Source organism: Zobellia nedashkovskayae (genome assembly GCF_015330125.1).
Taxonomy (GTDB): domain Bacteria; phylum Bacteroidota; class Bacteroidia; order Flavobacteriales; family Flavobacteriaceae; genus Zobellia; species Zobellia nedashkovskayae.
The window spans coordinates 1138118-1154190 of the sequence record NZ_JADDXR010000002.1 but is presented as its reverse complement, the minus strand read 5'-3'; the positions used below and the strand labels follow the sequence as shown (position 1 = coordinate 1154190).

Annotated in this window: 9 protein-coding genes; 1 reads left to right on the top strand and 8 read right to left on the bottom strand. The window is 36.9% G+C overall.

Annotation, left to right across the window (positions count from 1 at the left end; all coding sequences use genetic code 11):
• Positions 1-20: 20 nt before the first annotated feature.
• Together IWB64_RS04960 and IWB64_RS04955 are read right to left on the bottom strand one after the other, a co-directional pair.
• Positions 21-1382, bottom strand: coding sequence for a TolC family protein (locus IWB64_RS04960; RefSeq protein WP_194532950.1), 1362 nt, complete (start codon positions 1380-1382; stop codon positions 21-23).
• Positions 1383-1988, bottom strand: a complete 606-nt coding sequence (locus tag IWB64_RS04955) for a TetR/AcrR family transcriptional regulator (RefSeq protein WP_194535813.1) — start codon at positions 1986-1988, stop codon at positions 1383-1385. It abuts the gene before it with no gap.
• Positions 1989-2178: 190 nt separating this feature from the next.
• Here IWB64_RS04955 and IWB64_RS04950 point away from each other — a divergent pair, with 190 nt between their 5' ends.
• Entirely contained in the window at positions 2179-3153 is a 975-nt protein-coding gene (locus IWB64_RS04950; RefSeq protein WP_194532949.1) for a polyprenyl synthetase family protein, read from the top strand.
• Between the two features lie 9 nt (positions 3154-3162).
• On the opposite strand, the gene IWB64_RS04945 is transcribed toward IWB64_RS04950, so the two are convergent.
• The 6 genes from IWB64_RS04945 to IWB64_RS04920 form a co-directional block, all read right to left on the bottom strand.
• On the bottom strand, positions 3163-4848 hold the full coding sequence (locus IWB64_RS04945) for a CRTAC1 family protein (RefSeq protein ID WP_194532948.1): 1686 nt from the start codon (positions 4846-4848) through the stop codon (positions 3163-3165).
• Positions 4845-6203: a vanadium-dependent haloperoxidase gene (locus IWB64_RS04940; protein WP_194532947.1), complete on the bottom strand. Its 1359-nt coding sequence runs from the start codon at positions 6201-6203 to the stop codon at positions 4845-4847. Before IWB64_RS04940 ends, IWB64_RS04945 begins: the two co-directional genes overlap by 4 nt.
• A 17-nt stretch (positions 6204-6220) precedes the next feature.
• Entirely contained in the window at positions 6221-9565 is a 3345-nt protein-coding gene (locus IWB64_RS04935) for a VCBS repeat-containing protein (RefSeq protein WP_194532946.1), read from the bottom strand.
• A 66-nt stretch (positions 9566-9631) separates the two neighbouring features.
• Positions 9632-11509: a RagB/SusD family nutrient uptake outer membrane protein gene (locus tag IWB64_RS04930; RefSeq protein ID WP_194532945.1), complete on the bottom strand. Its 1878-nt coding sequence runs from the start codon at positions 11507-11509 to the stop codon at positions 9632-9634.
• Between the two features lie 9 nt (positions 11510-11518).
• Complete coding sequence (locus IWB64_RS04925; RefSeq protein WP_194532944.1) at positions 11519-14743, bottom strand: SusC/RagA family TonB-linked outer membrane protein; 3225 nt, start codon at positions 14741-14743, stop codon at positions 11519-11521.
• A gap of 133 nt (positions 14744-14876) precedes the next feature.
• Complete coding sequence (locus IWB64_RS04920) at positions 14877-16025, bottom strand: lycopene cyclase family protein (protein WP_226975810.1); 1149 nt, start codon at positions 16023-16025, stop codon at positions 14877-14879.
• Between the last annotated feature and the right edge of the window lie 48 nt (positions 16026-16073).

The following is a 16073-nucleotide window of genomic DNA, read 5'->3' as shown; positions in this document are numbered from 1 at the left end:
TGTTGTGTTATTTATCTTAATTACTTAAGATTAGAATTGGGTTCGTTTATAATGACCTCTAAATCGGTCTTTTTATTAATGACTTCTACCATTGATTGAAGATATCCTTGTTGGGCATCATAAAGTTGTGTTTGTGCCTGGCGTAGATCAAAACTACTGGCAATACCTTCTTTATACTTAATTTGGTTTTTGTTTTCTATGCGCTCCGCCAAACCAAGGTTCTGCTTAGCTGTCTCATACTCTTCAATGGAAAGAATATAATCGCTTTTCGCTTTTGCCAGTTGAAGACGTATTTGCTCTTCTGCTTCGGATAGCTGTGTTTTTGCTTTTTCCATTGCAATCTTAGCCCGTGCTGTACTGGCAGAACGTTTTCCGGAACTGAATAGTGGTATGTCAAGACTAACACCTAATATAGATGAGTCAAACCATTCTTGGTCACCTTTAAAGAAACTAAAGTCATTAGAATAAGCAGAGGAACCGTAGTTAATGAAAGTACTCAAAGTGGGTAGCGCTTTACTTCTTGCCAATTTCCACTCGTAGTAACGTTGCTCCGTTAGATTCATGGCCAATCTATAGTCCACATTGTTGGCCAAATTAAAATCGGTTTCCATTAGGGTGAAGTCAATTTGAGTTGTGACAAGGTTGTCTAAATCTTCCTCTAATTTGGTAGGTGCATCAATGGCAATACCCATAACAAGGTTTAGCATTTGACGCGTTATAGTTTCTAGTCGAATCGTATTTTTCAACTGGCTTTCAACAGATGATAAAGTAATTTGTAACTGTTCAACACTTTCTTCATCACCAAGTCCATTTTCATACAGCTTGTTTGTTTCAAAAAGATTTTTATCCAAGACGGCTTTATTCTTTTCTAGAATTGCTACACTTTCTTGTGCTAACAATACATTGCCATATGCCTCTACAACAGATTTTCTGACCTCTTGATCCGTTTTTTCTTCATTATTGGCACTATAACTTAAAAATGTCTTGGTAGCCTGTACACCTACGATATAAGAACCGTCAAAAATCTTTTGAGTTAACGTTGCAGTTGCAGTTGCAGATTGAGATTGGCTAAAGATTACATCTGCATATGTTCCTGGCTCACCTCCAAAAAATTCTGCGGGTATTACTGTAACAGGCTGCTTTAATTGGTTCTGATAACTCACAGAACCACTAATTTGTGGAAGCCCATCTGCAATGGTTTCCCATTTCTGTTTTCGGGCATCTATAACGTCGCGATTAGCGTTAATTGCGCTATAGTTATTTTCTAAAGCAAAAGCTATAGCCTCGTCTAGTGTAAAACTGTATGTTTTTTCCGGTGGATTTTGAGAAATTCCGAGCACGTTTATTAGCAGTGCTAGCAAAGTCAAATATATAGTCCTCATTTATTCATGGTTTGAGTTGATAATTTCATTTAATACTTTTCTTCCCTTTGGAGTGACAATACCCCGTATATGATATTCTAAATAATTATCCATTAAAGTGCGTACAGGAAACTGTTCCTCAGGAAATAGACGATAATCCTTAATGCTTGTTACACCAGAAAAGTAAATTCTGGACACGAATTCTATATTTAAATTTGCTCTATAGATTTCTTTTTCTACACCTCTTTTTATGTTAGCCACTACACATTCCTGCATTACCTTAAATTGCTGGTCTCTTAATGTATTGTGAATTTTTGGATAGTATTTCTGCAATTGGTACTGTGGTGACGATTTTTCATCTTTTAAATGAATCATCACAAATTTCTTTATGTCATAAAGTTCTTCAATGGGGTCTTTATGCAGTGCACAGATTTGGTTTATGCCTTGAGATATTTCACAAAAAAGATTGCCGGTGCATTCTTGAACCAGAGCAGTTTTGTTAGCGTAGTGAGTATAAATGGTCTTTTTAGAAATACCCATTTCATTGGCAAGATCATCCATAGTAACGCTCTTGAATCCTAAATTCAAGAACATGTCGGTTGCTTTGGCTAAAATTTTTTCTTTCATAGAAGCGGCAAAGATAAGTTCGGAAACTTTAAAAACATAAAAAGTTTCCAAAGTTTTACAATTATTTAACTTTTCATTAAGAAGGCTATGATTGAGTTTTAAATGCTTTTTATAAGGTTATTTTCTTACTAAATCCTCTAAAGGCCTGTTCTTTGTTTAAATGGTCTTATTTTTGAAAAAATTTTCTTGAATGCATTCCATAGAATTTTACCGTTCAGAGTTTATTTCATTTTTAGAACAACAGGCAACTAAAAAGGAGCCTAAGAATCTTTACGACCCTATAAACTATATTTTAGGGTTAGGAGGTAAACGACTACGACCAGTTCTTACGCTACTATCTGCCGAAATATTTGAAACCGATTATAAAATGGCGTTAGATGCTGCCTTAGCGGTAGAGACTTTTCATAATTTTTCATTAGTTCATGATGACATTATGGATGATGCTCCTTTACGTAGGGGGAAAACAACAGTTCATGAAAAGTGGGATATCAATACAGGTATCCTTTCAGGAGATGCTATGCTAATTACCGCCTATCAGTTATTTGAAAACTATGATGGGGAAACGTTCAAAAACTTGGCGAAACTTTTTAGTAAAACCGCTTTGGAAGTTTGTGAAGGTCAGCAATACGACATCGATTTTGAAGAAAGAGATGATGTTACTTTGCCGGAGTACCTTAAGATGATAGAGTATAAAACGGCTGTACTCGTAGCCGCAGCTTTGCAAATGGGAGCGATAATCGCCAAAGCATCAGAAAAAGAACAAAGTGATATCTATAATTTCGGGTTGAATTTAGGTTTAGCTTTTCAGTTGCAAGATGATTATTTAGATGCTTTTGGTGATCCAGAAACTTTTGGAAAACAAGTTGGCGGGGATATTATTGAGAACAAAAAAACGTATTTGTACATAAATGCCATAAAATTGGGCTCATCTGAACAGAAAAAGGAATTATTGGATATGTATTCTATTCAGCCGAAAGACCCATCTGCAAAAATAGAAACGATAAAAGAAATTTTTGTAAAAAGTGGTTCTGCAGAACACACCCAAAAAGCTATAGAAGACTATACCCAACGTGCTTTTAAACTTCTTGAAACTCTAGATATTTCAGCAGATAAAAAGGAACTCTTGCAAGAGTTTGGAGAAGGGCTTATGCGTAGAAGGGTTTAATTAAGTCTTCTATTTAATTACTGATTTTCTGCGATAGATTAAAAGAACTGATAAGCAGATGCCAGTTGCTACAATACCAATCAACCAATAGGATTGTTTTTTTTCTACTGGAATTTCAGTTATAGTTATTTGTTGATTGACTTTTTGGTCAAGTAAAACTTGCTTTTCCCCGCCTACCCAAGTAACTATTACCGAATCCACTTTTGTGGTGCTGGAGAGCCCAAAATGGGCTATGAGTGAGTTTTGAGACAGGTGGCTGGATCCTCCACCGTCAATTTCACGTATCATACGTTGGCCATTGGCCACTATTTCAACTCTAGACCCAATACCGTTTTTTTCGGCATTCACTCCCTTTAATACTACTTTCAGCCAGTTTCCAGTTGCAAAATCATTTCTGTACAATTTAGTTCTTGACGGAGTTGGGTATTCTAAAGTTGGTTTTTGATTTACAACTAATAAATCTAGATCGCCATCATTTTCTATATCAAAAACTACAGAGCCTCGGCCTATACCATAGTCGTTTAAACCTTTTGACCTTCCTTTTTCGGTAAAAGCAGCATTTTCATTCTCAAAATAAAAGTTGCCCATGGGTGTGCAATTAGGGTTCAAATCTCCATTTGAAACAAAAAGGTCTAAATCTCCGTCATGGTCAAAATCTGCGAAGTTTGCTCCCCAGCTTATGGCTAGATTATAGGTTCCCAATTCCTTGGCCTTATCTATAAAAGGCTTTCCTTCACCTTGGTTTTGCATTAAAAGGTTGAATTTTATGTTCGTGACGTAATAATCCAATAGTCCATCACCATTAAAATCTCCAACAGAGGAACCCATAGCGTTCTCCTTTAGATCCATACCCTTTTCTTCGCTAACATCTAGGAATGATTTCTCAGGATATAAGTTCTTATATAGAAAATTAGGAACAGCCTTATAACCAAAATCTTGATTGACCAGTAAATCTTGGTTACCATCGTTATCATAATCTGTAAAAACTCCACCAAAACCAAAACCCTTATGGCCTAGGTTATAATCTTCGTAAACGTTTTCAAATGTTTTTCCATTCTTGTTCAGTAGTAGGTAGCTTTTTGATGTCTGGTTTGCACTTACTATGGTAGCGTCTTTTAAAACTCCAAGTTCGCCCTTAAACTCTTGGAAATAATTACCAACAAAAAGGTCAGGATATCCGTCAGCATTTATATCTCCAAAACTTGGGCCTGTACTGAAGGAGTTTAATTCACTTAGTTGATATTCTGATGTGGCATTTCTAAAAGTTGAGTTGCCGTTATTAAGGAAAAGCAAATTTTCCGCCCTAGGAATAATATTCGTACTGTCAGTTGTATTGATTGTTGTGATGAAAAGATCGCGAAATCCATCACGGTTTATATCTGCACTAACCGCGCCTTGAGTAACATAGTTTTTACTAGCCTCTAAACCTGAATTCTCATAAATATTTTTAAATGTACCATCTCCGTTGTTGAAGTATAGTACGTCTGGTTTTGTGCCGCTGGTTATAAATACATCTTCAAAACCGTCATTATTAAAATCAAAAACAGTGGCGCCTCCACCAAATGTTCCTTCATAAACTTGAAATTGATGATTAATTCCAGCTGCTTCAGTAATGTCCGTAAAAGCTGTTTGACCTAAACAAGAAATGAAGGTTATAAAATTAAGAAGTAAGAAAGAATAAAACTTTTTTCTCATGGGTCTGTTTTTGTCCAGTCTAATTCAATGATATTTTTGGCTATTTTAATTCCTTCTTCCAAGCCTACGCTATTATCCTGAGGCGTATGAATGCCTCCATAGAATCTTGAGTCTGCTGTTTCTTCTGCGGCTTCCCAAAATGAATTGAATACTCTTGGAACAAAATCAGTGTCCCGAACATCATCACGCTCTCTGCCCTCATGGGCTTTATCTATAAAATGAAATTGTTTCCCAAAAGAATCTTCTAGAACAGTGGCAGCCGCAGCAGCTTGGATAGCATGACCTGAGGGAAATGCAGGAAAAGGCGGGTCTGGCCAAAAGGATTCCCATTCTTCATCTATATGTTTTGGAATAAACGTATTGGCTCGTTCTGAAAAAAAGTGAAATTTCCATTCCCAACACTTAATAAAAGAATCTGCAACGGCAATACTTGTTTTTGCATAGACCTCTGCACATTTAATGAAAGATGGTTTTTTTTGTTCGATAGCCAAGGAGGCTATATAAAAGGAGTGTCCAGGAGGTGTAAAAGTTACATCAGGATCATCTCCCCACCATATAGCTGCTTCTTTTTCTAATTTAGTAAGTGCTAAATCTTTCTCGTAGACCTGCAAAAATTCTTGGTAGTAAGGAGAATTTGATAAGGTGTCATAAGGTATAAAATGAGGTAGTGGTAAGGAACGGTTTTTTTTGTCAAAAGTTCTATTCTCGCCCCAATGTGGGTGTAATGGATGGTGACTAAAAGATTGCGCGAATAAAGGAGGTTTCCATGATCCCGGACGGTTTGGATGAATCATTTTCTTGTCAAAATTTTCTAGATAACCTCTATGGCCTCCATCCGTTTTTGACCATTCAAAAATAGCAGATGCAACGGCTTTCCCGTAAGCCGCCGATCGCTCAGCAGTTTCTTTGTTGTCCAATAGATTCGAATACTGCTTATGGATAGCATTTTCTAATGAATCTATACGTACTTTATTCTCGTTAGAAGTCTGTACATAAATGCTCCTTAAAATATCTGCCTGTGCTGCATTAAATGAAAGTACCCAATCATAAGTTAGCGATGGGTCTGGCTTAGGAAGGTTTGTAAGCCCATCTAACTGACCTTCTAGAGATATGTTTGAAGCATAGCCATTAACGATAGATTCGTACATTGTTAATCCAATATACGCGAAACCACGAGAGGCAAAAGTTGGGGAGTTTGATGGTGTGTATTGTGTTATGAAAAGTGACATATCTGCCCATTCAATTGCCACATCCTGTTCTGATAGTTGCTTTTCACTAGAAGTTGAACAACCAAGGTTAAAGAGTATTACTACTATTGATAGGCCATAAGAAATGGCTAAAATTACTTTCTTCATAGTTTTTATTCCAAATGCTATTTAGCAAGTTCGTAGGTCTGTATCTCGCTGCCATAGATTCCTAAATATAATTGGTTGTTATCCCAAATAGCGCTTTGTACAGGGCCCTTAACCTTTAGGCCAGATTCAATTTGTGTTCGGTAATTAAAATTACCTTTTCCATTTCCATAGAAAAGAGCACCATAATTTGCATCAAATTTTCCCAAACGTAATTTGTAATGGTTATGATTTCCAAAAAGTAGAAGGTCTTGGTTTCCATCAATATTAAAATCGCTTACAACTATAGAATGTGTTGGTGCATATTGAGCTTCCAAAGGTAGTTTTGCTATGTCATAAGTACCTTTTGTATTAGATAGTAATAAGGATGTTTCCATTTCATTTGCTGTAAGCTTTTGAGCATCTTTTAAATCATAATCAGAAAAAATAGTATTTATGTTTGCGTCTGCATAGCTTTTATAACTATTAAATTTATTTCTTTTACCGGGTAATTGACCCAAAAGTTCATCTCGGGTAAGATAGGGATAATTGGAACCCTGAATATAGAAAGTAAACAGAGGGTCTATAGAGCCGTTTTTATCAAAATCTTTAAAATATAGTTCAGCAGGTTCCTTCGAAGAAACTGAAAATTGGGTGTTAGTTCCTATGTTGCCTACAATAATATCTGGTTTTCCGTCAGAATTGAAATCATCTATTTTTATGGTGTTCCACCAGCCTTTTAATGGTTGGCTAATTAAAGAACTAGTTTTATTTACCAACTTACCATTTACATTTACGAAAATTGAGATAGGCATCCATTTGCCCACAATTATAAGATCCTTTTTGCCATCATTATTTACATCGAACCACTCTGTATCCGTAACCATTCCAAGATGTTCTGCTTCGGGAGCCAAGAACTTTATTTCGTTCTTAAAGATTCCGTTACCATCGTTAATTAGAAGGTAGTTGTCTGCTGTTTCCGGGTATTTCCCGGGTATTATACTTCCTCCTCCAAAAATATCAGGAAAACCATCTCCATTTACGTCTTCTACCGCTATAGAGCCCGTAGTTGAAAAGATTTTAGGAAGAGCATTCCTTTTTCTAGTAAAATCTCCTTTGCCATTACCAAGATAAAGCCGGTCTTCTAATAAGGCATCATGTTGTTGGTAATCGTGATAGCCTCCACTGGCTATATAAATATCAGGATGGTTATCTCCATTGGCATCAAAAATCATTACATCTGTATCATGACTTTTTTTATCGGTTTCAAAGTCCGGAACAGATTGACGAATAAAACGGTTATTTTTGTGTTGAAGGTACAGGGCTGTACTTTGATTTTTACCTCCCCCGATAATAAAATCTTTTAAACCATCATGATTAATATCTTCATTAATCATGCACGGTCCAGTATGGGAAAGTTGAGAGATTAGTAGTGATTGTCTTTTAAAATCATTAATTGAAGAGCCTTGGTGCAGGTAATCTATTACCTGACTCTTTTTTTTGAAAACAACCTTTTGGGATAGGGTTTTTTCATTTATCAGTTCTGCATTTTTTTCATTGGCTATTATTGTTTGGTTAGCTACGGCATTGAATATAGTTTGGCTTTTCCCTGTATTCCAAAGTATTTTTAGAGAATCAATTTCATTTGTCTTACCAAGTCCAAAATGTAAAACAGAGGAAACGGTAGATAAATACCCTCTAGTGGGCATTTGCTCTATATTTTGCTGATTGCCATCTGTATAGATAGTTATTTTAGAGCCAATTCCTTGAGTATTATGGCCTTCCCCTTTAAGTTGAATATTAAGATAATTAGATTCGGTTTTGTTTGCTTCATTTCTATAGACAAATGCAGGTTTATTAATATTATTGACAATTAAATCTAAGTCCCCATCATTATCTAAATCTGCATAGGCGGCACCATTACTGTTAGAAGGTTGCCCCATGCCATTACTTTCCGTTTCGTTGCTAAAAGTCTTTCCTTGTTGATTTGAAAAATAGTAGTTCGTTAAATTAGAAGATGGCATTTGCTGAATTATTTCTAATACATCTTCTCGCTTTAATCGTCCTTTAGATTTTACATAATCTTCCATGTAATTTATAAAGTCCAGATTAGTGTAATCCTTAAAGTAACCATTGGTTACATATAAATCTTTGTATCCATCATTATCATAGTCCGCAAATAGTGCCGCCCAGCTCCAATCTGTGTTAGATATACCAGCCAGTTGCCCTATTTCGCTATATGTACCATTACCATTATTTAATTGCAACATATTACGCATGTATTGGTAATGAAACCCACTGCGAATGTTCAAATCAAATTTTTCATAGTTATCCGGTGCTAAGAGTAGCTTTTGTCTGTTGTTACTCTCTGGGAGCATATCTAAAGTAAAAATATCAGACCAACCGTCATTATTTATATCAGCAATGTCGTTACCCATTGAAAAATGACTGGTATGCCCAATCTGTTCTTTTATTGAGTTGGTAAATGTTCCGTCTTTATTGTTAATATATAAATAGTCTGGTATAGTGTAGTCGTTAGATACGTAAAAGTCTGACCACCCGTCATTATTGAGGTCACTGATGCCTATACCTAATCCATAGGTAAGCGCTGACCCACTAATTCCAGCTATAGTAGTGATATCTGAAAATGTACCATTGTTCTGTTCGTATAGTCTGACCCCTTGTAAAAGGTCGTCTTTTTTTAATAACTCTTTAGAACTTCGTTCATTTAATACAGGAAGAGATTTTGGATTATGATTGAGCAATAACATATCCAAATCATTATCATGGTCGTAATCAAAAAAGAAACCTTGATTACTAAAGGCTTCACTATCAAGACCGTATTTTTTAGCTTGCTCTTCGAATATAGGTGTACCGTTTTGGTCATTACCTTGGTTAATGAAGAGTTGATTACTACGTTTTTGTGGCGGTAGAGCACCAGAATAACAAAGGTAAAGGTCTAATTTTCCGTCGCCGTTAACATCGGCGGCAGAAACACCAGTTTTCCATGGTCCCGGTCTGCCACCTACTTTTGCCGTTTTGGTAGCATCAAGAAATGTCATTTCACCTTGGTTGATGTAGAACTTGTTTTCTCCCATATTGGAAGTAAAGTAAATATCAATTTGATTATCACCATTAAAATCTCCCGTAGCAACACCTCCACCGTTATAAAGATATTCATATACCAACACATTGGCATTTAAACCTTCATTAAGTTCATTTTGAAAATGAATATTTGTCTCCTCTGGAGCCAATAGAGTAAATAGTTCACTACTGTTTTTTTCTAGATTGGCTTCGGGTGTCTTCGTTTCGTTTTTACAGCTAAGAGCCAAAAAAACAATCAATAAATATTTCCATTCAAAGTATGAGGTAAGAGATGTGGTCATAGTATAAAAGTAAAAATCTATCCGCTAAGTAACGGATAGATTTTCAACAAAAATTATTAAGTGGGATTAATACCCAGGGTTTTGAGTCAATAAATCATTACGATTAATTTCATCTCTACTTATAGGCATAAAATACATCTTATCATCCCAAGTTCTGGTCTCATTGTCCGTATTGTCTACCACATTATATGTGTAATCATAAACAGCTGGGTCATATTTGTACGGGGCATGAGCCGTTGCACCAGGCTTTAAGGTTGCCTCGACTTTCATGGTTTTAATCACACGTCCTAAGGTTTCTCCAGCAATCATCCAGCGTCTTGCGTCGTGATAACGATGTTCTTCGTATGCAAGTTCTACTCTACGCTCGTTTCTATATGCTTCTACTAGTTCGTCACCTGAAGCTGTTATCTCGGGCATTCCTACTCTGTAGCGTATTTTATTTAGCCAAGCTCTAGCTTCACCTTCGTCACCAAGGGCAATTGAAGCTTCTACATAATTTAGGACTATTTCCGTATAACGAATAAAAGGCCATGGAATTACCTGTGCGCTTGATTGGTTGTCAACGATTGCAGGATCGGCATCAATAAATTTACGAACGTAATACCCGGTTCTACTACCGTTCCAGTTTTCAATTGCCGAACTACGGGTATCTACCCCTGCAATTTTTTCACCTTTTCCATCGTCATAAGATCCGGTTTGTATCTGATTATTAGGATCTATTGCGATTACATCATCAGGTCGTGGCTTCCAGTCAGCACCATCATAAAGTATTGTTGCTTTTAGTCTAGGGTCACGGTTAGCATATGGGTCAGCAGCATGAGCAGGGTTTTCCCAGTCAAAATCAGACCCATCCATCATTTGGTAATCGTCTACCAACTGTTGAATAGGAGTGTTTCCGGCCCAGTTGTGATATCCATTAGGCCCATTGTTAATACCTTGGTGTATGCCTCCTAGAGGCCAGTTGCTTTCTTGTGTAAATAATGGTGAGTGTGTACGTTCAAAAAGAAGTTCAACATTAGCTGCGGCATCTCCGATTGCACTACCACCACCCATTGAAACAGACAAGTAATTTTGAAAACCTTCTTCTGCAGATACGGGTGCAGAAAGGTTTAATTTGTACCCTGAGGTCATATCCAAAATTTCCTTGGATGCAGTTCTAGCTGCTGTCCATCTTGCATCACGATCACCGGATGGGTAGGCCACTAAATCTAAGTTAGAGTAACTACTAATAACTGAAGATTTAGAAGTGGCTGTGGGACCATCACGTAAATCACTGGCGGCATAAAGCAAAACTCTAGATTTTAAACCCATTGCGCTAAGTTTGGAAGCTCGTCCGCGAGTTTGGTCTTTACCGTCAAGAAGTGTTATGGCCATTTCTATATCATTAAGTACAAAATCTACGTTTTCAGCATAAGTACCTCGAGCAATAGAATAATCTTCATTAAGATCATAAGGCTTGTCAATAAGTGGTGCGCTACCATAATAACGCATTAGTTGATGGTAGTAATATGCTCTTAAAAAATAAGATTCACCCATTAAGCGATCTTTAAGATCTGCATTATCAAAAGTTGATTCTGGTAATTGCTGTAGAGCGATATTAGCTTTTCTAACTGCCGAGAAGAGTTCGTTCCACTGTGGAATTATGTTAACGTTTCCGGTAGTTGCAGCAGATAGCGTCCCCTCATTTATAACGTTTATACCTCGTCCAGAGTGAGTAAACATAGCTTCATCTGTAAGAGAGGCTAGACTTTCTTCCTCAAACCCACCATAGCCCAATGATGCATATACATTGAATACGAATGCTTCAGAAAGCGCTCCGTCAGACCATGTGGCATCAGCCGAGATTTTGTCTAAGGGTTGGGTATCTAGAAAATCCTCTTTACAGGAAATTGGTAGCATAGCAACCACCAATAGTCCTAAAATTAATAATCTTTCTTTTTTCATGACTTTTTATTAAAATGTTAAACTAAACCCTGTGTTAAATACGGATTGCTGAGGATAAAACTGTCCATTCGTTACCGTTGACTCAGGGTCATAAATATCTTGTTTAGCCCACGTAACTAAATTCAACCCGCTTACGTAAACTCTAAATTTTGAAAGACCGAAGGGTTCAACCAATTTACTTGGAAAATCATATGCCAGTTGAACATTTTTCAACCTTAAATAATCTTTATCATACAAGTTATATGTATTGTTGCCATAAGCGCCTCCAGAATAGTAGGTGTCACCTCTACTTGCTAATCTTGGGTGTTCGCTGCTTGGGTTGTCAATACTCCATCTGTTATCATAACTGTACTTCAAGTAGTTTCCGATATCACCGGATTCCGTCTGAATAGGAAGTTTTGCTCCAGTGGCACCTTGAAAAAGAACGGAAAGGTCCCAGTTCTTATATGAAGCATTAAGGGTAACACCGTAGTTGAAATTAGGAAATAAACTCTCGTCCAATCTTACTTGGTCTAAATCATTAATGGCACCATCTCCGTTAACATCTTTAAACTTCATATCACCTGGTTCCAAATCACCTTTCACGGCACTATAATCTAGTGTATTACTAGAAATATCAGATAAATCTTTGAATACCCCATCAGACTCATAGACTAAGAATGAACCAATAGGCTTGCCTTCCATTTTTTGGTAGTCAGGAATTCCTGGAACTTCATCCAAAAAGTCTACAGTGTTTTTGGCGTAGCCTCCATTGAATCCTATTTCATACTTGAAGCCATCTTCGTTCCCGCCGTAATAGTTAAATGAAAATTCAAAACCTTCGTTACTTACTTTTCCTGCATTTACAGGAGGTAGAAGGGTTGATATACCTGATGAGCCTGGTGTAGACCCAGTTTCTTGAATTAAAATTTGATCTCTCTTGTTTAGGAAATATTCTAATGTGAAGCTTAGACTTCCGTCAATAATAATTCCGTCAAGACCTACATTCAGGTTATTTGCTTTCTCCCAAGTAAAGCTAGAATTGGGTAAAACTGTTTCTTGTAAGGTAGTTACAACATTTCCATCTATTGGATACTCTCCAAACCCGTATGTATTCAAAAAGGCATATTCTTGTAATTCATCATTAAAGAAAACTTGGTCATTACCCATCTGTCCATAAGAAGCTCTCAGTTTTAGGAAATCAATTGCTTTTACATTAAACCAATCTTCTTTGGAAATGTTCCATCCTGCAAGTACACCTGGGAAAAATCCAAAACGGTCTGCGCCTGGAAAGATATAAGAACCATCATATCTCCAAATGATTTCAGCCAAATACTTTTCTTTGTAATCATATTGAAATCTACCATAGTACCCTAGTCTGGTTCTATTGAAACCACTACCATTGGTATTTTGTTGGTCAGATCCACCGGCAAACAACTGATCGACTGCAGGAGAGAGGTAATTTCTTCTAAATGCAGAGAAGAACTCTCCTTGGAAAGATTCTCTTGTTACGCCGGCCAATAACCCCAGTGCGTGATCATCTCCAAAAGTTGTATCATAAGTAATAAGCCCCGTTAAATTTACATTAAGATTATTGGCTGAAAATTGAGTTAATCTTGGGTCTGTGAAGTTTGATTTAATAGCTCCTGTTAAAACTGGATTTCCCGTAGCAACGTAATTGTCTCTATCTAGAGAATAGAGGGTCCAAGGAGTTTCCCATAGTTTCTGACGTTGTTGGCTTTGGTCTACACCTGTTAGCAAAGTCATCTTCAGACCTTTTACCCATGGATTAGTTATGTCTACCGACGCAGTTAATTGAAGGTAATCTGTTGGGCGTTTATCGTAACCTGTTGCATTTGTTGTAACAACTACAGGCTGCTGTCCATTTTCAATATCCGGACCTGGAAGTCCATTTGGCCATACGGCAGTTTCATTTGGTCTACCACGCATAAGCATTCGGAAAATAGCACCCGCTCCTTGAGTTGGAAAAGTCCTGTCTTCTTTACGATAAGAAAAACCAAGTTTTGTTTTTATGTACTCATTTACTTCAATATCCGTATTGATACGAAAATTGTACTGCTGATACCTATTCGCTGAATTTTTATAGATAGCATCTTGATCAGTGTAACCTATAGAAGTATAAAACCTAGCGGCTTCACTACCGCCGCTAACCGAAAGATTATGGCGACTTTGCTCAGCATAATTCTTGAAAGTAGAATCAAACCAATCGGTGTCCGGATAAAGCCAAGGGTCAAGACCTTCTCTATGGCCTCTAACGGTTTCAGGGCTAAATGCAGCATTAACCGTTTCATCGGTACCCGGAATCGTATAGTTGCCTTGAGACTGCATATTGGCCCAAGCAGCATCCCATTGATCAACAGGAATGTTACTATTAAAAATTGATAATTCGTTCATAATTGTCAAATACTCAGAAGCATTTGCCATGTTAGGAACGCTCGTAGGTCTTGCTAAACCAAAATCTGCCTTATAGGTTACTGTTGTTTTACCCGCTTTACCTTGTTTCGTAGTAACTATTAATGCACCATTCGCAGCTCTTGCACCATATATGGCTGCAGAAGCATCTTTAAGTACCGAAATGTTTGCAATATCATCTGGGTTTAATCTACCCACACCACCATCTCTGTCAGGAATACCATCAATAACTATTAAAGGTTGATTGTTACCTAAAGTGTTTTGGCCTCGAATGTTAATACTAGACTCATCATTACCAGGCTCACCACTAGTCTGTATAATAACTACACCTGGTAGACGACCCGCCAAGGAGTTAGATACACTTATTGCAGGAGAGCTCTCTAATATTGCTCCTTGTACTGCTGTTACAGCACCCGTTACCGTTGCCTTTTTTTGCGTGCCGTAACCAACGACTACAACTTCATCTAGATTAGCAACATCTTCTTCCATTGCTACATTAAGGGTTTTTTGACCATTTACTGGAGTAATAAGTGGCTTAAAGCCGATGTAAGAAAATCTTAGGCTAGTATTGCCATTTTTTAAAGAGATAGTAAAATTTCCATCAAAATCAGCGACAACGCCCGTTGATGGGTCTTCAGTGTCAAGGACAGAAACACCAGGAAGTGGAAGTCCATCCGATGCGGAGGTAATTGTACCGGAAACAGAAATTTCTTGTGCGTAAATAGACGGAAGTGAAATTCCTCCAAGAAATAAAAATAGTGTTAAGAAACGGCAAAGTTTGAGCAAGCCGCCCTTCCTCCTAAAAAAGGGTTCGTAATTCATAAATTATTGTTTAGTGAGTTAAATTGAGTTAAAAATAGTTAATTATAATTAAAATTATAATTTTTTGTTAAATAAATAATATTGAAGTATATTAATTATGAATTTGAAAATAAGGTGAGGCGAATCTTATTGCTTAAATTCTTCTTAACAATGCCTTTACAAAGGGTTTTGTAGGACAAGCAGATATAAATTTGAAATCTTCCAAGAGGGTAGTGTCCTCATCTAGAAATTTAAATATTAATTGTGGCGGGCAGCTTTTAAAGAGCGATTCAAATATTTTATGTCCCTGGTCATTGTGCTTGGCTAGTACATCTAGAAATAATAAATCGTAGAACCCATACCTATTCTTAAAACTCAACTTGTTTAGAGGTTTTCCTGTCTTAATGAATTCAATTAACACCGGAACTTTCTTGGCAGTACTCATAAAGGTATAACCTGTACTGGGTTTTGCCCATCCGCCAGCAGTACCTATATAACGTATGTTTTTTGTATGGTGTTCTCTGAAATTATAAGCGGTCATCGGTATGCTGCCCCGTTCCGTTTCGGTGATTTCGTAAGTGCCACAGTCCAAATTATTTTCTAAATAACGGACCAAAGCTTCTTCATATTCTTCTTTTTGTAAACGATTTTCGGAAAATAGGGTGTATTCCACTAAAGCTTCGTTTTTAGAAAATGGAAGGATATACATAAAACGGATATTTCCTTTCTGTGGAATGGAAAAATCCATATAAGTGGCTTGATCAGGATTAAAAATAGGTTTTTCCGTTTTTATGGTCCACCCTAAAAAATGCTGTTGTAGTACAGGATATTTTTTTTGATGGGTTGCCATTTTGTAATCAAAACTACTTGTAAAGACTTTTGACGCGGAATAACTGGAATAGTCTGTGGTAATAATTACTATAGAACCTTCATCTATTACGCTTGTGACCTGTTCTTGCCTAAAAGAAATATTTGGTTTGTCTTTTAGTCTATCAAAATAAGCCCTGTAGAAATCAGCTCCATAGACCATTTTGTATTGGTACGGGGCAATCGCATAGTCTTGTGAGAATTCTGTGCTTCCAAAGTAAATGTTGTTCCATGTTTTAGAAACGATAGATTTAAACTCTCCTTCGCCTTTTTCCCAAAAACACCAAGTTCTATCGTTAGCTATTTTAGCATCCTTATCTAACAACAAAATAGACTTGTTTAAGAAAAAGTCATCTTTGACCATGGCACTAGCGAGCATTAGACCAGCTGCGCCCGCGCCTATAATGATGTAGTCAAAATTTGTTTCTTTTTCCAAGACTTATTTTAGAGTAGTTACTTTCTCAAAAATAGCGATTCTATTCAA